Source organism: Roseovarius sp. MBR-51 (assembly GCF_053628575.1).
The window spans coordinates 83,737-103,858 of the sequence record NZ_JBRJGQ010000004.1; the positions used below are offsets into that span (position 1 = coordinate 83,737).

Sequence of the window (20,122 nt, forward strand, 5' to 3'; positions counted from 1 at the left end):
ATGAGGCAGGCCATTTCAGCGCGGGACGATCTGATCTGTCCCGCCGAGACGATTTTCGACATCCCGGCTGTCGCGGCGGAGATTGACCGCGCGGTGGCTGAGGCGGGCGGCGACATGGTCGCGCTGCGCCGTGCCGTCGTCACTTGCCTTGCGGCGCAAATCAAACAGGGCCGCGACGCCATTGCCACAGGGCTTGCGGCGCAACCCTTTGACGCCCGCCCGACGACGCGTGCCTATTGCTGGCTCACCGATTGCGTGATCCTGACCACGCTCGACATTGCCACCCGCGTGATGCACCCGCTGCCCAATCCGACCGACGCCGAGCGTATCGCCGTCTTTGCCGTGGGCGGTTACGGGCGCGGTGAAATGGCGCCGCATTCCGATGTCGATCTACTCTTTCTCACGCCCTACAAGATCACCCCCTGGGCCGAGAGTGTCATCGAATCGATGCTCTACATGCTCTGGGATTTGCGCCTCAAGGTGGGACATGCCAGCCGCACCATCCGCGACTGCCTGCGCTTGGGCGGGGACGATTACACCATCCGCACGGCGCTCTTGGAAAACCGCTTTCTGGCGGGCGAGGCGGCGCTGGCCGAGAAACTCAACCAACGCCTCTGGGACGATCTCTTCAAGGGCACCGAGCGCGCCTTTACCGAGGCCAAGCTGGAAGAACGCGACGCCCGCCATGAAAAGCAGGGCGAGCGCTATATGGTCGAGCCCAATGTCAAAGAGGGCAAGGGCGGATTGCGCGATCTGCAATCCCTGTTCTGGATCGCCAAATACCTGCACCGCGTCCGCGACGTCAGTGACCTTGTGGCGCTGGGCATGTTCACCCCTGAGGAATTCTCCACCTTCGCCAAGGCCGAGAACTTCCTCTGGGCGGTGCGCTGCCATCTGCACCTGATCATCGGGCGGCCCAATGACCAGTTGACCTTTGACATGCAGGTCGAGGTGGCACAGCGCATGGGTTATGCTGACACCGCCGCCCGGCGCGGGGTCGAAATCTTCATGCAGGAGTATTTCCGCCATGCCACCTCGGTGGGCGATCTCACGCGCATCTTCCTGACCAAGCTTGAGGCGACTCAAGTCAAATCCGAACCGCTGCTGCAACGGCTTTTGCGCCGCCGCAAGACGCTGAAACAAGGCTATGTTGAGGTGCATGGGCGTCTTGGCATAGCTGATCCCAAGACCTTTCTTGCGGATCCGCTTAACCTCCTGCGGCTGTTTGAAGAGGGGCTGCGCACTGGCCTTTTGATCCATCCTGACGCGATGCTCTTGGTCTCCGCCAATATCCGGCTGATCGACGAGCGCATGCGCAACGACCCCGCCGCGCAGAAACTCTTTCTTGACCTGCTGCTGAAACACGGCAATCCCGAACGCGCCCTCAGACGCATGAACGAACTGGGCGTTCTCTCGGCCTTTATCCCGGAATTCGAACCCATCGTGGCGATGATGCAATTCAACATGTATCACCATTACACGGTGGACGAGCACATCATCCAATGTATCTCGCATCTGGCCCAGATTGAGCGGCGCGAGTTGATCGAGGAATTGCCGGTCTCCTCCACCATTCTCAAGGAGGGGATCAACCGCCGCGTGCTCTATGTGGCACTTCTTCTGCATGATATCGGCAAGGGCCGCGAAGAGGACCACGCCATCTTGGGCGCGCGCATCGCCCGCCGCGTCGGGCCCCGTCTGGGATTGAAACCGCGCGAGGTGGACACCGTGGAATGGCTGGTGCGCTATCACCTCCTGATGTCCGACATGGCGCAGAAACGCGACATCGCCGATCCCCGCACCGTGCGCGATTTCGCCAAGGCGGTGCAGACCCGCGAGCGGCTTGACCTGCTGCTCTTGCTCACCGTCTGTGATATTCGCGGCGTCGGCCCCGGCACTTGGAACAACTGGAAGGCCTCGCTCCTGCGCGCCCTCTACCGCCAGACCCGCCGCGCCATGGAAGGCGGGCTCGAAGATCTCAACCGCGAACAGCGCGGCTCGGACGCCAAGCGCAATCTGCGCGAGGCGCTGCCCGGTTGGGACGCCAAGGATCTCAAACACGAGACCTCGCGCCACTATCCGCCCTATTGGCAGGGGCTGCATGTCACCGCGCATGTGGTCTTTGCCCGGCTTCTGCACACCCTGACCGAGGACGAGATTGCCATTGATCTGGCTATTGACGAGGACCGCGACGCGACCCGCGCCTGTTTCGCGCTGGCGGATCACCCCGGCATATTCTCGCGGCTTGCTGGCGCACTTGCTCTGGTCGGTGCCAATGTGGTGGATGCGCGCACCTATACCTCCAAGGACGGCTTTGCCACGGCCGTTTTCTGGATACAGGACGCCGATGGCCACCCGTTCGAATCCGACCGCTTGCCGCGCCTGCGCAACATGATCCAAAAGACATTGAAGGGCGAAGTGGTCCCCCGCGAGGCGATCAAATCCCGCGACAAGCTCAAGAAGCGCGAGCGCGCCTTCCGTGTTCCCACGCATATCACCTTTGATAATGACGGGTCCGAGATCTACACGATCATCGAGGTCGATACCCGCGACCGTCCCGGCCTGCTCTATGACCTCACCCGCACGCTCGCGGCCAATAACGTCTATATCGCCTCCGCCGTGATCGCGACCTTTGGCGAACAGGTGGTCGATACCTTCTATGTCAAGGATATGTTCGGGCTGAAATTCCACTCCGAGAGCAAACGCGCCGCCCTGGAGCGCAAACTCCGCGCAGCCATCGCCGAAGGCGTGGAGCGCGCCACCACCTGACGGGGACCGGGGCAGAGGGCCGGGGCAGCGAAAGGGCAAATGCCATGCCGCGCCCAAAAACGCGCGCCGTTTGCCGCGCGGGGACTCGCCTCTTGCGCCACGCAAGTCCTGCGGTCTGATATGGTCGGACGCCGCCGTACGTTTTCACCGCACAACCGTACGGCGTAGCTATGCGCCTTGACGCTCGCGTTAGGCGGTGCTTGCTCGTGAACCAGGCGACAATCCCGAAAAACCTGCTCTGATCTGTTGATTTGATCATAAATTGCTTGAACAAAATGACGTTTACACGCAAACGTGACCCTACGTGAGGTCATGTGAAGACCGGCGAAACGTGTAGATAAATAGGACTAATTCATGCAAAACATTGAACAATCTGTCGTTGCCCAATGGAATGAGCTTCAACTTCAAGTCATTCGCGAGGGTGGCCCGGCCCCCACACCGACAACCTATCAACTCCATATCGTCAGCGCTGCCGTCTATGACGCCTATGCCGCCCTGTCCCCAAGCGCCTCCGGTCATTACTCCGAGATCGCGACATCGCTCGCAAATACCGAGGAAAACAAGGCCGAAGCGGTCAGTTTCGCCGCCTACACCGCGCTCGTCGCGCTTTATCCTGAGCGGACCGCCGATTTCGACGCGCTGATGCAAGACCTGGGTTACGATCCCGCTACCGCATCGACCGATCCAGAAACCCCTGCAGGTATCGGAACCTTAGCCGCCCAAAACGTCTTCACCGCCCGCGAAAACGACGGCTCCAACGCAGAAAACGGGTTTGCCGACACAACGGGCTTTGTTCCGGTGAACGAGGCCGACCCGACCTCCGACCGCGCGCCCGGCGGTGAGAATTTCGATCCCAACCTGTGGCAGCCACTGCGCGAGGCGAATGGCACGCTGACGGATGTGAACGGCATTCCGATCTTTGACAATGACGACCCCAGCACCTTTAAGGATCAGGTGGCCCTGACCCCGCATTGGGGCGGCGTCGATGGTTTTGCCCTGACCTCAGGCGATCAGTTTCGGCCGGCTCCTCCGCCACTCTTGGGCGATTTTTCCGAGTATACAGACGGGCTTGGCAATGTGACCACAGGCGATCAGGCCTACCGGGACCAGATCGCCGAAGTGGTTGAGATTTCCGCCAACCTCACCGATGAGCAAAAGGTGATTGCCGAATATTGGGCCAATGGTCCGCGCGGCGAGACCCCTCCGGGGCATTGGTTCCAGATCGCCCAGGATCTCGCCCTGCGCGAAGGTCACGGGATCGACCAGGATGCCGAGATGTTCTTTGCCCTGAGCACGGCCATCCTCGATGCCGGGATTGCAACTTGGGAAGCGAAATACACCTATACCTACATCCGTCCCTACTCGGCCATTCGCGATCTCTTCTTCGATCAAGAGATTCAGGCGTGGGGCGGTCCGAATCAGGGCACGCAGACGATCCTCGGCCAGAACTGGCTGCCGTATCAGAATGTGACGGCACCTACGCCCCCCTTCCCGGAATTCGTCTCGGGTCACTCGACCTTCTCGATGGCCGCTGCGCGTACCCTTTCCGCTTATCTCGGCAGTGACACCTATTACGACGGAACCAGCCTCAGCAATTACGATCTTGATGGGGTCGAAGGTGTTGATGTGATTGGTGAGTTTGTCACAAGCGCCCTCACCTTCGAGGATTTCGTCGCAGGCGGCGACCCGGTTGTGCTGCGGTGGGAAACCCTCACCGAAGCGGCCCAAGAAGCAGGGCTTTCGCGCATTTTTGGCGGCATCCACATTCAGGATGGCAACCTGCGTGGTCTTGAGGTCGGTGAAAACGTCGCCGCCAACGCCGAAGTCCGTTGGAGCGCGCTGTTCACCAACGGCGGGTCGGATTTCATTACGCTGTCTGATGATGGCGATCTGGCCTTGGCTGGGGCTGGCGATGACAGCATCGTCGGCGGCGCCGGTGATGACACGATCGAAGGCGGTGCTGGCGATGACGTGCTGGCTGCCAGCGATGGCAATGACAGCGTTCTCGGCGGGGATGGCAATGACCGGATCGGTGGCGGTCTGGGAAATGACACGATCGACGGTGGCACCGGCGATGACGTGATCGGCGCGGGCCAAGGCGATGACATCGCCGCAGGCGGTGACGGCAATGACGTGGTCAGCGGTGGTGCCGGCAATGACACGCTGAGCGGTGGCGCGGACAACGACTCAATCTCCGGGAGCTTTGGCAACGACAGCATCGACGGTGGCGATGGCGATGATCTCATCGGCGGCGGCACCGGTCAGGACACGATCCTGGCAGGTGCTGGCAATGATCAGGTTGGGGCCGGAGAAGGCGATGACGATATCTTTGGCGGTGACGGCAACGACTTCCTCGCTGGTGGCGGGCGTGACGATATCATCGACGGCGGTGCCGGAAACGATACGATCAATGGCGGTGCAGGCAATGACCTGATGACCAGCGGTGACGGTGTGGATCTCTTTGTGTTCAACGAGTTCGTCGCTGGCGATGTCGATGTCATCACCGATTTCGAAGCAGGCGTCGACAGTTTCCTGATTCGCGTCAACGACCTCGACAACGGCGGCAACGGGCTTCAGGGCTTCTATGATGCTCTCGGCATCGTTGACACGTTCGCGGGTGCCCAGTTCAACGTCAATGGCAACGACGTGCTGCTCGAGGCCGTGCTCGCGGCGGATCTCACGATCGACAACTTTACCTTCCTCTGATCCTGTGCGGGGGGCGGCGCAGGCGGCCCCCTCTAACCCAGCGGAACGCGGATCACAGCAGGCAAACCAAAGGCCCCGAGAGGGGCCTTTTTCGTGCGGCTAACATCTGAGCGACGTCACTGGTCGGGCTGAGAGGATTCGAACCTCCGACCCCCTGCTCCCGAAGCAGGTGCGCTACCAGGCTGCGCTACAGCCCGACCGTGAGACAGGCGATTATACCGCAAGGCGGGGCATTGCAAGGGGTTTCGCGGTCTTTCGCCCGGACCACCCAACCGGTCCGAAGGTCGGATTGACAGGGCGGGTGGGCAAGGCGTCTAAGGTGTCGTGAAACCCCACTTTTGCAGGCTCCGGAGGCCCCAAATCACCCATCGTCGTACCCATGTCGACAAGGTTCTCGCGGAATCGCAGTCTGGCTCCGCCCCGGCACGCTCGCGCATCGTCGCCTCATGGCGGCGCTCCATGCTCAAACATGGGCTGGACCCGGCAGAGCACCGCGCTCCCGAGCGGGTTGATGCCCGCAATCTTCTGGTTCGGCAAAGCGAACATGCGCAATTCCTTCAGGTGGCCGCCCCCAAACTCGACCAGCTATTCGGTCTCGTCGGGCATTCCGGCTGCGCCGTGCTCTTGACCGACGCCGAAGGTGTCGTGCTCGATCAACGCTGTGCTCAGGGTGACGCCGCGATCTTTCAGGACTGGGGGCTCTGGCAAGGGGCCGATTGGTCCGAGGCGGCAGAGGGCACCAATGGGATCGGCACCTGCATCGCCGAGGATCGTCGCGTGATCATCCACCGCGATGAGCATTTTCTCGCGCGCAACACCGCGATGAGCTGCATGGATGCGCCGATCTATGGTGCCGACGGGCGTATCATCGGCGCGCTCGATGTCTCCTCGGCCCGCTCCGACCAGACCGAGGCGTTCAACCGTCTGATTGCAGCGATGGTGGCCCAGACCGCCCGTCAGATCGAGGCCGACAATTTCCGCGCCGCCCATCCGCGCGCCCGCATCCTCTATGCCGACCATGACGAAACCGAGGCGGCGATGCTCTTGGCGGTCGATGCCGATGATATCGTCGTGGGGGCCACCCGCGCCGCGCGCAAGGCGTTCAATCTGGGGGCCATCGGGCCGATCCGCCCCATTCCCGCCTCTGACATCTTTGGCCGCGAAGATGGCCCCAGCGGCTTTGAACGGGCCGAGCGGGCAGCGGTGATTCGCGCCCTCGCGCGGGCCTCTGGCAATGTGTCTGAGGCCGCCCGCGCCTTGGGTATCGGGCGCGCCACACTCTATCGCCGGATGAAACGGCTCGGTATCGGTGAAAATCTGCATTGATGTGTCTCAGCGCTGAGACAGGTTGCCTCATGCACCGCGCGCGCCCCCGGTGACGGCACATGCGGCAGGGCGCATTCTCCCTCCATTCCCGGCGGAGGACCGGGCGCAACCGGAGGAACCCCATGAACGAGATGACCCAAGTCGCGAGCAGCTATGCCTCGCCCTTCAAGACGCGCTATGACAATTTCATCGGCGGCACATTCGTGCCCCCCGTCAATGGCCGTTATTTCGACAATATCACACCCATCACCGGCGAAGTGGTCTGCGAGGTCGCGCGCTCTGACGCGATGGATGTGGAACTGGCGCTTGATGCTGCCCATGCCGCGCGCGAGGCGTGGGGGCGTACCTCTGCAACTGAGCGCTCCAACACCCTGCTCAAGATCGCCGATGTGCTCGAGGCCAATCTTGACCTCTTGGCGCAGGCCGAGACATGGGACAATGGCAAACCTATCCGCGAGACGACCTTTGCCGACATCCCGCTCGCAATCGACCATTTCCGCTATTTCGCAGGCGTCTTGCGCGGGCAAGAGGGTACCATGTCCGAGATCGACAATGACACGGTCGCCTATCATTTCCACGAACCCTTGGGCGTTGTCGGCCAGATCATCCCGTGGAATTTCTCGATCCTGATGGCGGCATGGAAACTTGCCCCGGCCTTGGCTGCGGGCAATTGCATCGTGCTGAAACCCGCCGAGCAAACCCCCGCCGCAATCATGGTTCTGGCCGAACTCATCGCCCATCTGCTGCCCGCCGGTGTGCTCAACATCGTCAACGGCATGGGGGCCGAAGTGGGCTCGCCGCTCGCCCGCTCGACCCGGATCGCCAAGATTGCCTTTACCGGCTCGACCGCCACGGGCCGCAAGATCATGCAGGCCGCGACCGAAAACCTCATTCCTGTGACGCTGGAACTGGGCGGAAAATCCCCCAACATCTTCTTCTCGGATGTGATGGCCGCCGATGACGCCTTTCTCGACAAAGCGGTCGAGGGCTTTGTTCTCTTTGCCTTCAATCAAGGCGAGGTCTGCACCTGCCCCAGCCGCGCGCTGATCCAGGAAGATATCTATGAGGAATTCATCGCGCGCTGCATCGCCCGCGTGAAGGCCATTCAGCAGGGCGACCCGCGCGAGATGACCACAATGGTCGGCGCACAGGCGAGCCAACAGCAATTCGACAAGATCATGTCCTATTTCACCATCGGCGTGGAAGAGGGGGCCGAGGTGCTGGTCGGTGGCGATGCCGCACGCTTCAACGGCGAGATTGCGGGCGGCTACTATATCCAGCCCACTATCCTCAAGGGGCACAACAAGATGCGCGTGTTCCAGGAGGAAATCTTTGGCCCCGTGGTCTCTGTCACCACCTTCAAGGACGAAGCCGAGGCGCTCGCCATCGCCAATGACACGATGTATGGCCTTGGTGCCGGTGTCTGGACCCGCGATGGCACACGGGCCTACCGCTTTGGCCGCGCCGTCGAGGCAGGCCGCGTCTGGGTCAACAACTATCACGCCTACCCGGCCCATGCGGCCTTTGGCGGCTATAAGCAATCCGGCATCGGGCGCGAAAACCACAAGATGATGTTGGATCACTACCAGCAGACCAAGAACATGCTGGTCAGCTACAACCCCAACAAACTCGGGTTTTTCTGAGTAGACGCAGGTCACGAGTGCGAGCCGCCGGGGTCTTCCCCGGCGGTTTTGTTTCGGCCTGTTGCTGACCTTGGCCCAGAGCCCCTAAGCGCGGAGTCAAGGCGCGTAGCGCCGCCGCGCAGCGGTCATGCCGAAGGCATGCCTCCGGCATGACCCGCCCCGTCGCACCGTAGGTGCGCCACTTTAACTCGGCACGCCTCTGGCGTGACGGGCGGGCGCTTTTGCTAGGTCTCAACACACTGATAACGCGAAAGTATTTTACAGGCATAAAATGCCAGCCGATAAGGTCCCAGCGCCCACCCGGCGGACGGGCCCTGCGCGGCTCACCACTTGAGGTCAATGTCAGCAACAGGCCAATCAAACCCTTGCTTCGCATTTGATCACGCAACGCCCCGTCCAAACTGACAAACTTTCCCCAACAAAAAGGCCCGCACGATTGGCGGGCCTTCGTTCGCTTAACCAGCGTTACCTTCAGAGGCTCGCGTCGAGCGCCGCCACAATCGCATCGCCCATTTGCGAGGTAGACACCGGCGTCACACCCTCTTCACCCAAGAGGTCCGCGGTGCGCAAGCCGTCCGCCAGCACCTGTTCCACGGCCTTCTCCAACCGCGTCGCTTCATCCCCCTGATCAAAGGAATAGCGCAGCGCCATGGCGAAACTCAGGATACAGGCAATCGGGTTGGCCTTGCCCTGACCCGCGATATCGGGGGCAGAGCCATGGACCGGCTCATAGAGCGCCTTGGGCCGACCATTGGCCATCGGCAGGCCAAGCGAGGCCGAAGGCAGCATGCCCAAAGAGCCGGTCAGCATTGCCGCGCAGTCGCTGAGCACGTCGCCAAAGAGGTTGTCGGTCACGATCACGTCGAATTGCTTGGGCGCGCGGACAAGCTGCATGGCCCCGTTGTCGGCATACATGTGGCTCAGCTCCACATCGGGGTAATCCGCGTCATGCACCTTTTGCACGACCTCGCGCCAGAGCACGCCGGATTCCATCACATTGGCCTTTTCCATCGAACAGACCCGGTTGCCCCGCTTGCGCGCCAGCTCAAACGCGGCGCGTGCGACGCGGTCGATCTCGCTCTCGGTATAGCGCTGCGTGTTGATGCCCACGCGCTCGTTGCCTTCGGTGAAGATGCCGCGCGGCTCGCCGAAATAGATGCCAGACGTCAATTCGCGCACGATCATGATATCAAGACCGGCCACCACATCGCGCTTGAGGCTCGAAAAATCCGCCAGCGCGTCAAAGCATTGCGCCGGGCGCAGGTTGGCGAAAAGGTCCATTTCCTTGCGGAGGCGCAAGAGGCCTCGCTCGGGTTTGACACTGAAATCGAGGGCGTCGTATTTCGGCCCTCCCACGGCCCCGAGCAGGACCGCATCAACTTCTTGCGCCTTCGCCATCGTGTCGTCATGCAGCGGGATCCCGTGCTTGTCATAGGCGGCACCGCCCACCAGGTCCTCGGACACATCAAACGCCAGCCCCCGCTTGGCCCCGTACCAGTCGATGATCTTGACCACCTCGGTCATGACCTCGGGGCCGATCCCGTCACCGGGCAGAATAAGAAGCGATGGGTTGCTCATGGGGCGTTTCCTCGGGTTGCATTTTCTGTTGCCCGTTGGCCTATACGCAAGCCCTGGAATGGTCAAGAAACCCCGAAGTTATGGCAGACTCAGATCCACCCACACCAAACGATGCGGGCTGGCCATGGCCGCCAAATCCCCCTCTGTGGTCTCCTCGGGCGGCCAATGCACGCCCGCGCCTGCCACGCTGAGATCACGAGAGGGCAGGATATAGGACACCCGCCGTGCGCCGGGGCCGGGCGGTGGCCAATGGACGGTTTGCAGGCGCATGGCATCCGACCCCGGTTCGGGGCGCATCGGGCGCGGGTCTTGCAGGCGTGGATCGGCCAGCAGATTGTGGATCGCTTGGCGCCGCCCGTCACTGGCCTCGGGGTCCAGGTTGGCATCGCCCATCAGCACAAAACGCCCGTGCGGCGGCGGCCCGAACGCCCCATCAAAGTATAGCTGCCAGAACCGGATTTCATCATGGTTGCGCCGCCCGTTCAAATCCTCCGGCCCGTCAAACACCGGGGGCGTGGCGTGAAATGTCATCACAAGCATCGGTCCCGATGCGAGCATCACCGGCACTATCCAATGTCCATTGGACGACAACCGTTGCACTGCTTGCGCGGCCCCTGAGGGATACGGCAGGCCATCGCGCACCGGCAAGAGCGCGCCGGGCAGGTCGCGCCATAAGAGCGTGCTGAAATCCTGCGCGTCAGTCTGATCCACAGGATAGCGCGACAAGAGCGCCATGCCGCCCTGACCGGCAAAGTCGCCATACCCCTGCGCATCGCGTGGCTCGCCACGTCGCCCGTCGCCATCCATATCGAGCGCCGTTGCCATTCCACTATTGGGGCGGGGCGCAAAGAGATGATCATATCGCGGCCCTCCGCCCTGCGCGATCCGGTCCCGCAATGCTTTGACGGCAAGCAAATCAAGATCGTGATCTACACCTTGCAACACTAGAATGTCGGGCCGAACGATTAACAGCACCCCTGCCACGGCCTCGACCTGCGGATCTCTCCCCGACAGGATATCCCGCAGGAGCAGCCCCGGCCCGGCGCGGTCCAGTTTCACATTCCAACTTGCTAGACGCAGGGTCTCGGAGTGCACGGGCAGGGTGCAGAACGCCAGCACCAGCACCGCCGCAATCAGGCGCTTTGCAACCCTTTGCCCGTCAGGGCATCGCCTTCGGCATAGGCTCGGCGGCGCTTGTCCTCGATCATATCGGCGACCCGGCTCATCGCGATCCCGCGCATGAACATGCTGGCAGGAAGAAAGGCCCATGCGGTCATCGTCCAGATCAAGGTTTGCGGGTTTGCGATGGAGATCGGGTCTATCGAGTTCGAGGCGGCACGGACCGCCGCCGGGATCAAGAATGGCAGCAAAGATCCTAATACAATGTTAAGACCCGCATCCCGGCGCAAGCGGTGCAGCACATCGCCCCCTCCGGTGGGGTCAAACAGAGGCAGGTTGACCCAGACGTTGAATGCACCCGAACGCGCAGGCCATCCCAGAAACCGCACCAGCGTCACGAAATAGAGGATCATCGCCAACGAGAACGTATAGGAGATACCCGACGCAATCCGCACCATGTCGATCAGAGCGACATCGGCATTGGCTGGCATCATCAGTACAACCAGACGCACGGGGGAATAGGGAAAATCAATCGCTTCGCCCAAACCACGTCCAAACTGCGTTAACCCGTCAGTCCATCCAGTCGGATCGGTCGTTCCGCGCACGATCATCGACAGCGAAAGCAGAATGGCCGCCAAGGCAAAGAACTTGCACCGGTTTAACGGGGGCGCAAAGCGGAATTCGATGATGCTGGGATATTTACCGTAATACTCGATAAAGGTCATGAACCCCGCGAGGAAAGACAAGACGATCACGATCTGCGCCGTGTCCGCCCCTGTCGATGGCACGACAAGAGAGGGTGTTGCCACCAGAATTGCAATAAGCATGGCCCGCGAAAGCGCACCTGGAATCAGTGAAAACACTGCCCGTTCCCCTACAACTTGGTCGGTCGCGGTACAGTGCCGCGCCCTTGTGCCAACTTGGTCCCGCACTTTGTGGCGGACTGCCTCAATCTTGCCCAATTTTTGCCTTCTTTCATCCTTCACCACAAGCCTTTGGTTAATAAGAAGAAAGATTTAAGGCCGATTGAGGGTGCAACTGGTGCAGGATTGCATCAAACTTGCAGCAGCTTTGTGACCTAACATGCTGTAAACACTCTATCTTGTGGATTTCACCCAAGGCACCACAAGAGGGCTGGTCAAAGAGAAAGCGCCGCGAGCAAGCCCGCGACGCTTCAATGTCTTCCCCTATCTTGGTCAGACCCAGGGGCGCGCCTGCGCTGCGCTAGATTCAAACGCTTCAATGGCACTCGCCTTTTCGAGTGTCAGGCCGATATCGTCCAACCCTTCGAGCAAGCAGTGTTTCTTGAACGCATCGACCTCAAAGGCGAATACAACCCCCTCCGATGTCGACACAGTCTGCGCCTCGAGATCGATCTCGATGCGCGCATTGGCGCCCTTCTCGGCCTCTTTCATCAGCACATCGACCTGATCCTGCGGTAGGGCGATGGGCAGGATGCCGTTCTTGAAGCAGTTGTTGTAAAAGATGTCGGCATAGCTCGGAGCAATGACGCAGCGGATGCCGAAGTCCTTAATCGCCCAGGGCGCATGCTCGCGGCTCGATCCACAGCCGAAATTATCGCCCGCGACCAAAATCTGCGCCGCGCGATACTGCGGCTTGTTCAGCACGAACTCGGGGATTTCCTTGCCGTCATCATCATAGCGCATCTCATCAAAGAGATTGACGCCCAAACCGGACCGCTTGATGGTCTTCAGAAACTGCTTGGGGATGATCATATCGGTATCGACATTGATCAGGGGCAGGGGGGCGGCAATACCGCTGAGTTTCTCAAACTTTTCCATTCTATTCTCCTATCATCGGCCAAGCCCGTCCGTACGGCTCTCCGTTATTGGCAAACAAGCAGACATGTGTAACCTCATCCCATGGACATGATTGACATCCCGACGCTTTATGATTGCATCTCGCAGCGCTGGTCGCCGCGCATTGGCGACCCATCCGTCATGGGTTGGATTACTGTTGACGGTTACGCGGTTACGGGAGTTCTTTGCTTTGCAACGGCGCGGGTCCGTGTGCAGGACCGTCGGTTCTGGACAATTGTGTCCATTGTCTTGCTCTTTCTCGCCGTGAACAAACAGCTCGATCTGCAATCTGCACTCACGGCCACGGGCCGCTGCGTTTCCAAAATGCAAGGGTGGTACGAAAACCGAAGTTCGGTCCAGTTTGGCTTCATCCTCGCACTGCTGGCAGCTAGCGTCGCAATCATGGTGATCGCTTTCGTTAGATTGCGTCGCCATCTCGGTCGTATCGGCATAGCGCTGTGCGGCCTTGGAATTCTGCTGACCTTCATCGCCATCCGCGCAGTTGGATTTCACCATTTCGACAGGATCATCGGCATGACCGTGGCAAACGTTCGCATGAACTGGATGCTCGAACTGTCTGGGATTGCTTTGATCTTTGTGAATGCCATTTGGGCCTGTGGATCGCGTCAACACTTGCGATCCCTGAAGCCGGATGGCTCGCAGGGATCGAAACCTTGAACGTGTAACATGCGGCTCGAGATCTGACCTTATCGGCCAGTTTCCTGCCATCACATCATCTCCCTGACATCTGTCAGCTTACCGGTGATCGCCGCCGCCGCCGCCATGGCCGGGCTCATCAGATGGGTACGCCCGCCGCGGCCCTGACGACCCTCGAAATTGCGGTTCGATGTTGCCGCACAGCGCTCTCCCGGCGACAATTGATCCGGGTTCATCGCCAGACACATCGAACACCCCGCAAGACGCCATTCAAATCCGGCCTCGATAAAGATATCCGCCAGCCCCTCTTCCTCGGCCTGAGCACGCACAAGACCCGAGCCCGGCACGATCATGGCACGCAAGCCCGCTTTGATCTTCTTACCCTTCAGGATTGCCGCCGCAGCGCGCAGATCCTCGATCCGGCCATTGGTGCAGGAGCCGATAAAGACCGTGTCAATCTCCACATCACTCAGCTTCTGACCGGGTTTGAGGCCCATATACTCCAGCGCGCGCTTGACCGCATCGACTTTGCCACCCTTGAAATCCTCAGGCGCAGGGACGCTTGCGGTGATCGGCAAAACGTCCTCGGGGCTGGTGCCCCATGTGACGACGGGCGCTATATCCTCGCCCTTGAGCGTGACAACCTTGTCCCAATGCGCGTCATCGTCGGAATAGAGTGTCTTCCACCAGTTCAGCGCGGCTTCCCACTGCGCGCCCTTGGGGGCATGCGGCCGGCCTTGGACATAGGCAAACGTCTTTTCATCCGGCGCGATCAGACCTGCGCGCGCGCCGCCCTCGATCGCCATGTTGCAGACCGTCATGCGGCCTTCCATGCTCAGATCGCGAATGGCTTCGCCGCAATATTCGATCACATAGCCGGTGCCGCCTGCGGTGCCGGTCTCGCCGATCACCGACAGGGTGATGTCCTTGGCGGTCACACCGGGGCGCAGCTGGCCGGTGATCTCGACCTTCATGTTCTTGCCCTTGCGCTGAATGAGCGTCTGCGTCGCCAGCACATGCTCGACCTCAGAAGTGCCGATTCCATGCGCCAAGGCCCCGAATGCGCCATGCGTTGCGGTGTGGCTGTCGCCGCAAACCACGGTCATGCCGGGCAGGGTCCAGCCTTGCTCAGGCCCGACAATATGCACGATGCCCTGACGCACATCCGACACCGGGTAGTAATGAATACCAAAGTCCTTGGCATTCTTGTCCAGCGCCTCGACCTGAATGCGGCTTTCTTCATTCTCGATTCCCTTGGCGCGGTCCAGCGTGGTCGGCACGTTGTGATCCGGCACGGCAATGGTCTTGTCGGGCGCATGCACCGCGCGCCCCGCCATGCGCAGCCCTTCAAAGGCCTGCGGGCTCGTCACCTCATGGACGAGGTGGCGGTCGATATACAAAAGGCACGTGCCATCTTCGGCCTCATGGGCCACATGGGCATCCCATATCTTGTCATAGAGTGTACGCGGAGCAGACATGGCTCTCTCTTTTCGTGTTTGGTTTCGATCAATAAAGGGGGGAGGGCGTGCGCGGCCAGCGCTCGCCATCACGGACGTGCGAGGACAGTGCAGGTCATGCCGAAAAAGCGGGCCGGTAGCCGCGCGTGGTCGGTTATGTTGAAAAAGGCGAACCGTTGCATACCCTGCACATAAACCCGAATGGGGTCTCAGGCAAGGACAAGAGCAAGAGTCAAAGAGGCCGCATAAGCGGCCCCTCTCTGGACGTATCAGGCAGGCTGATACTGTGGCATTCCGGATGCTCTCGGGGTCACAAGCACGCATAGCGCTCCGAGCACGCAGGCGGCGTAGGCTACAGGGATGAGATAGGCAAAGGTTTCCGCCGGACTTGCCGCGAGGAACTTGCTGACACCCATCGCCAGAGCAAGCATCCAACTGGCGGTAGAGATCCCTCCGATCAGTCCCATTCCAAACCGCTGCCGCCGTGACAGTTCAAAGATCGTCTGGCCGATCGCAGTCTTCAGGATCGGCATGACCTTGGCGGCGATGAACCACGCATTGATCGTGAGCAGCGTCACCGTGATGACTTTCGCCACAAGCTTTGGTGTCATCTGAGCCGCGTCAAACCCGGTTTTCATACCGATGATCACCAGACCACTCGCCCACATCACGACAAGCGCGGTCACGACCACCCGATGGTAACGATGCAGCAGGTCGAGAAACTCGTCATCTATCCGTTGTCTTAAACGGCTGGCTGCGTGGATATCCGCAAGGATCGACGTCCCAAGCCCTGCGCAAACAGCAAGAATATGTACAAAACGAATACTGTCTGCATACAACTGTGGTTCCATTTCAGTCTCCCGATTTGTCCTGGTTGGCACTTGCGATCCCCTATGTGTTCCGGCATCGCGCCATCGGGGTACGGGCAGTCACGCAATCGTGCAAATCGGGTGACGGGCCTTGTTGACGGGTTTTCGCCTGAGAATGAGCAATTTTCTGCGCGTGCAGCATTCTGGCTCTTTTTCGGGGCTGAAACGACCCGAATCACGCCGATCTCGGCGGCTGATTGCCAATCGAGCGGCGGCATGGCGCCAGTGTCAGGGTGTCGTCCGACCCGTATTGCGACAAGAGTCTACAAGTCTTGCGGTAAAATTTCACGCTGTTGACGCGAATCGATCACGATTTTCAACCTGATTTACCCCAGAGCCCCCGGATTTATGGTCAGTATAATGGTGAACCTCACGCGCGGCGATACGGCAACGCCGCACAGAATGCGGCTTCATCTGCCCGAACATACAACGGGGGAGTCCCGCACCGTGTCCGGGACGGGGGCAGCGCCCCCAATCCCACCCGTTGTATAAGGCGCTTTTCGCTCAGGGCTTCTCGCCAATCTCGCCCGTCAGGGAAAAAAGCCGCTTGGGATCGCCCGCCGGTTCGATCCTGAGCGCGCCAACCCCGCGCTTGTCCGCGAATTGCCCGGTGCCGCTGACCAACTCCCAAAATCCGTCATCATGCAAGGCGGGCTTGTCCGCACCTTTCATGAATACCGCGCGCACGGTGAACTTGATAATCGCCACATCGCCGTTCTCGGCCTCGAACCGCAGATAGCCGCGCGGATCGCCCCCCAAGGGCGGCTGAATGTCATGCCAACCGAATTCCGTGACCTTGGCCCCGGCCAGCACACCCTCGCCCTCGGACACGCCTTCGCGGCGCACGGCGAGCACGAAATGCGGCGTGCCGTCGCCCATCTCGAAACGCATCTGCTCTTGCGGGTCCATTACGGCGGTGACGGCCACGGGTGCGGCCATCGCCCCGCCTGCCAGCATCAGAGCGATGGCGGTCAGGGCGGCCAGGCCTTTTGCCTTCATGGTAAAAATCATGTGCTGTTCTCCTGCGAAAATACCTCTGCGGCCCGGTTGCCGGTGCCAACAGCCAGAGCCTTTCACGCAGGCGCCACACGCTCAACGGTTGTTTGGTTTCATCCGGTCACTTGTGCGTGCAAACATCGTGATGTCCGAATGTGTCGCGCACCCCACCCCTCAGTCGCACGCGAGCATATAGCCCTCTCCGCGCACGGTCTGCAGATAGCGCGGCTGCTTGGGATCGCTCTCGATCTTGCGGCGCAACCGGGTGATCTGCACATCGACCGCACGCTCCTGCGCCTGTCCGCCATCACGGCCCAAATCCTCGACCAGCTTGGTACGGCTCACCGGCTTGCGCAGGTTCTCGGCAAAGATCCGCATCAACTGCACCTCGGTGGCGGTCAGACGGACCGGCAGGCCGCCACGGCTCAATTCGGCGCGCTCGATGTCATAGCGCACGGGGCCCATATGCACGATCTTGGGTTGCGTCTGTTCCGGTTCCGGCTCAGGCATCCGGCGCAGGATTGCATTGATCCTGAGCAACAACTCCTTGGGCTCGAACGGTTTGGGCAGGTAATCATCCGCCCCCGCCTCCAGCCCTTCAATCCGGTCGGGCGTTTCGCCCTTGGCGGTCAACAGCAAAATAGGTGTCGTGTGCGTCACACGCAGGGCGCGGGTCAACTCGACGCCACTCTCACCCGGCATCATCACATCCATCACGATGAGGTCGAAATCAAGGCCCGCCAGCACCCGGCGCGCATGCCCCGCATCCCGCGCGACCGATACTAAAAAGCCATGCCGCATCAGAAATTTGCGCAAGAGGCCGCGAATGCGCTCGTCGTCATCGACAATCAGAAGATGAGGGGCGGGCTCGGTCATGTGTCACTCTCCCGAATGGCGTGATAGCGGCGGCGCAGGTCAGGTTCCATCATGGCCTCAAGCACTTGACGAAATCCCGCAACGGCCTGTGGCCCGGCAGCGCGATAGGCGGCGCGCATCCGTGCGCGCTGTGCATCCGACAGTTTACGTTCCAGAGCGGCCCCGGACTCAGTGAGCGTCAGGTGGCGCTCGCGCTTGTCGGTGGTACCGACGCGGCTCTCGACCAACCCGTCCTCGATGAGCGTCCGCAACACCCGGTTGAGCGATTGCTTGGTCACACCAAGGATTGCGAGAAGGTTGTTCACCGTGGTGCCCGGACTGCGCGCGATGAAATGAATCGCCCGATGATGCGCCCGGCCATAGGCCATCGTGGCCAGAATGCGATCAGGATCTGCGGTGAATCCGCGATAAGCGAAAAACATTGCCTCAATGCCCTGACGCAACTGCTCATCGGTGAGAAACAACAGGTTTTCGCCGCCATGCATTTCGGCCATGCCCACGCTCCGTTCACAATCAACGCGCCTCGTTGCTCACATTAAGTCAGCTTTGTTGACATTCCAAGATCAAACTGCTAGCGAATCTCAGTTTTTGCGCAATTTAATGTCCGAGCCGGACATATCGCGCGCAATAAATGCAAACCATGCTAAGAGGAAGCAGAAAATGTCTGGCTATGATGATCGTGACGGCAAAATCTGGATGGATGGCAAGCTTGTGGAATGGCGCGACGCCAATGTGCATATCCTGACACATGCGCTCCATTATGCCAGTTCGGTCTTTGAAGGCGAGCGTTGCTATGACGGCAAGGTGTTCAAGAGCCGCGCCCATTCCGAACGCCTGCTGAAATCCGGCGAACTTATGGATATGGCAATCCCCTATACGGTGGATGAAATCGAAACCGCCAAGCGCGCGGTCCTCGAGGCGAATGGGTTGACCAATGCCTATGTGCGCGTCGTCGCCTTTCGCGGGGCCGGTCCCGACATGGGCGTGGCCGCCGCGCGCAATCCAATCCGCATGGCTGTCACCGCTTGGGAATGGGGCAATTACTATGGCGATGCCAAGATGAAAGGCGCCAAGCTCGACATCGCCAAATGGAAGCGCCCCAGCCCCGAGACAATCCCTGTCGCCGCCAAGGCCGCCGGTCTCTACATGATCTGCACCATGTCCAAACACGCCGCCGAGGCCAAGGGCTGCTCGGATGCCATGTTCCTCGACTATCGCGGCTATGTCGCCGAGGCGACGGGGGCCAATATCTTCTTCGTCAAGGATGGCGAGGTGCACACGCCGCTGCCCGACGCGATCCTCAACGGCCTCACCCGTCAGACCGTGATCGGCATGCTCAAGGACCGTCAGATCAAGGTGCATGAACGCCACATCATGCCCGAGGAGCTTGAAGGATTCGAACAGTGCTGGCTCACGGGCTCTGCCGCCGAGGTGACGCCGGTGGGTCAGATCGGTGAGTATACGTTCGACGTGGGCGCGATGACCCAAGAGGTCTCTCAGGCCTATGAGGCGCTCGTGCGCGCCTGATTTACGCATATCCCCAAAGATCGGCCGCCCGGTTCTTCCGGGCGGCTTTTTCCTGTCGAATGCGCGACTCTGTCCGGCAATTCTTTGACTGATTCGGTGGCAAATGAAGCGTAGCCACCGCAATCGCCGCTGAGAGTGCGCAAGGCTGCTCTCCTTAAACGTGTCATAATTGTGGCGAAGCTCCGTTCGACCCCCGTCGTCTGGCCGCTCCCGACGCTTTCCCACGGGTGGGGGCGATGTCGTATCCAATCTCGCGACATTACCTTACGTCACGCGTCGCGACCTGCAACCGAACCCGGCATTTTCCCCCTAGATCGACAGCAATCGTCGCCACATCGAAGTGTTGTTTCGGGTGTGTGGACAATGCGCCTGATTGAGCCTTGGTGCTCTTTGTGTGATGTCAAGAGTTGACGGTTGAATTTGTGGTTAAAATGTGGCCAAAAGTGGCCGCAGGTGATCAAAGATGACGTAGGTTTTTGCGGCAAAATTTGGACACTCACGGTCTGATTGCAATCTGCGACAGGCTGCCCCCTAAGGGAATTGCACGTCAAAGTTGTATTTTTCTGAGGTCATTGACTTGCCCAAGACAAGGGAGCATTTTTAATCAAGTTAGCTTAATACCTAGAAAATCTTGGGCTGACAGGCAGTGGGGGCATTGGCCTGTTATCTCCTTGGGGTGAGTAAGCCTGACCGAAGTCATATGCATAGTGTCGGATTACGTGTATCCGTGCATGCCGAAATGTTGCACGAGTTGTGCCACATTTCGGGCATAATTGAGACTG

Annotated in this window: 15 protein-coding genes and 1 tRNA gene; 6 read left to right on the top strand and 10 right to left on the bottom strand. The window is 60.2% G+C overall.

What is annotated here, in order from left to right; genetic code table 11:
- Both ACSSVY_RS06890 and ACSSVY_RS06895 read left to right on the top strand, forming a co-directional pair.
- Positions 1–2,766 (top strand): [protein-PII] uridylyltransferase, encoded by a 2,766-nt coding sequence (locus ACSSVY_RS06890; RefSeq protein ID WP_454268672.1) that lies wholly within the window; start codon positions 1–3, stop codon positions 2,764–2,766.
- Between the two features lie 354 nt (positions 2,767–3,120).
- Positions 3,121–5,472: a DUF6851 domain-containing protein gene (locus ACSSVY_RS06895; RefSeq protein WP_454268673.1), complete on the top strand. Its 2,352-nt coding sequence runs from the start codon at positions 3,121–3,123 to the stop codon at positions 5,470–5,472.
- Between the two features lie 120 nt (positions 5,473–5,592).
- Here ACSSVY_RS06895 and ACSSVY_RS06900 read toward each other — a convergent pair.
- A tRNA-Pro gene (locus tag ACSSVY_RS06900) sits at positions 5,593–5,669 on the bottom strand.
- Between the two features lie 262 nt (positions 5,670–5,931).
- On the opposite strand from ACSSVY_RS06900, the gene ACSSVY_RS06905 reads away from it, so the two are divergent.
- Positions 5,932–6,798 (top strand): GAF domain-containing protein, encoded by an 867-nt coding sequence (locus ACSSVY_RS06905; RefSeq protein WP_454268674.1) that lies wholly within the window; start codon positions 5,932–5,934, stop codon positions 6,796–6,798.
- Between the two features lie 122 nt (positions 6,799–6,920).
- Positions 6,921–8,441: an aldehyde dehydrogenase gene (adh, locus tag ACSSVY_RS06910; RefSeq protein WP_454268675.1), complete on the top strand. Its 1,521-nt coding sequence runs from the start codon at positions 6,921–6,923 to the stop codon at positions 8,439–8,441.
- A 471-nt stretch (positions 8,442–8,912) separates the two neighbouring features.
- Here the strand turns inward: adh and leuB are convergent, their stop codons facing one another.
- The 4 genes from leuB to leuD all read right to left on the bottom strand — a co-directional run bounded on the left by leuB (position 8,913) and on the right by leuD (position 12,940).
- Positions 8,913–10,019, bottom strand: coding sequence for a 3-isopropylmalate dehydrogenase (leuB, locus tag ACSSVY_RS06915; RefSeq protein ID WP_454268676.1), 1,107 nt, complete (start codon positions 10,017–10,019; stop codon positions 8,913–8,915).
- Positions 10,020–10,097: 78 nt separating this feature from the next.
- Complete coding sequence (locus ACSSVY_RS06920) at positions 10,098–11,144, bottom strand: endonuclease/exonuclease/phosphatase family protein (protein WP_454268677.1); 1,047 nt, start codon at positions 11,142–11,144, stop codon at positions 10,098–10,100.
- Between the two features lie 8 nt (positions 11,145–11,152).
- Positions 11,153–11,965 carry a hypothetical protein gene (locus ACSSVY_RS06925; RefSeq protein ID WP_454268678.1) on the bottom strand — a complete coding sequence of 271 codons (813 nt, stop codon included), beginning with the start codon at positions 11,963–11,965 and terminating at the stop codon, positions 11,153–11,155.
- A gap of 369 nt (positions 11,966–12,334) precedes the next feature.
- On the bottom strand, positions 12,335–12,940 hold the full coding sequence (gene leuD / locus ACSSVY_RS06930) for a 3-isopropylmalate dehydratase small subunit (RefSeq protein ID WP_454268679.1): 606 nt from the start codon (positions 12,938–12,940) through the stop codon (positions 12,335–12,337).
- A gap of 81 nt (positions 12,941–13,021) precedes the next feature.
- Between leuD and ACSSVY_RS06935 the strand changes: the two genes are divergently transcribed.
- On the top strand, positions 13,022–13,636 hold the full coding sequence (locus ACSSVY_RS06935) for an isopropylmalate isomerase (protein WP_454268680.1): 615 nt from the start codon (positions 13,022–13,024) through the stop codon (positions 13,634–13,636).
- A gap of 50 nt (positions 13,637–13,686) precedes the next feature.
- On the opposite strand, the gene leuC is transcribed toward ACSSVY_RS06935, so the two are convergent.
- The 5 genes from leuC to ACSSVY_RS06960 form a co-directional block, all read right to left on the bottom strand.
- Positions 13,687–15,093 (bottom strand): 3-isopropylmalate dehydratase large subunit, encoded by a 1,407-nt coding sequence (gene leuC / locus ACSSVY_RS06940; protein WP_454268681.1) that lies wholly within the window; start codon positions 15,091–15,093, stop codon positions 13,687–13,689.
- 248 nt (positions 15,094–15,341) lie between these two features.
- Positions 15,342–15,923: a hypothetical protein gene (locus ACSSVY_RS06945; protein WP_454268682.1), complete on the bottom strand. Its 582-nt coding sequence runs from the start codon at positions 15,921–15,923 to the stop codon at positions 15,342–15,344.
- A 522-nt stretch (positions 15,924–16,445) separates the two neighbouring features.
- The gene (locus tag ACSSVY_RS06950; protein WP_454268683.1) at positions 16,446–16,952 is read right to left on the bottom strand and encodes a hypothetical protein; all 507 of its coding nucleotides are present in this window, start codon (positions 16,950–16,952) and stop codon (positions 16,446–16,448) included.
- A gap of 159 nt (positions 16,953–17,111) precedes the next feature.
- On the bottom strand, positions 17,112–17,813 hold the full coding sequence (locus ACSSVY_RS06955) for a response regulator (protein WP_454268684.1): 702 nt from the start codon (positions 17,811–17,813) through the stop codon (positions 17,112–17,114).
- Positions 17,810–18,307 (bottom strand): MarR family winged helix-turn-helix transcriptional regulator, encoded by a 498-nt coding sequence (locus ACSSVY_RS06960; RefSeq protein ID WP_454268685.1) that lies wholly within the window; start codon positions 18,305–18,307, stop codon positions 17,810–17,812. The genes ACSSVY_RS06955 and ACSSVY_RS06960 overlap by 4 nt, the downstream gene beginning before the upstream one ends.
- Before the next feature lie 166 nt (positions 18,308–18,473).
- On the opposite strand from ACSSVY_RS06960, the gene ACSSVY_RS06965 reads away from it, so the two are divergent.
- Positions 18,474–19,340, top strand: coding sequence for a branched-chain amino acid aminotransferase (locus ACSSVY_RS06965; RefSeq protein WP_454268686.1), 867 nt, complete (start codon positions 18,474–18,476; stop codon positions 19,338–19,340).
- Positions 19,341–20,122: the final 782 nt, after the last annotated feature.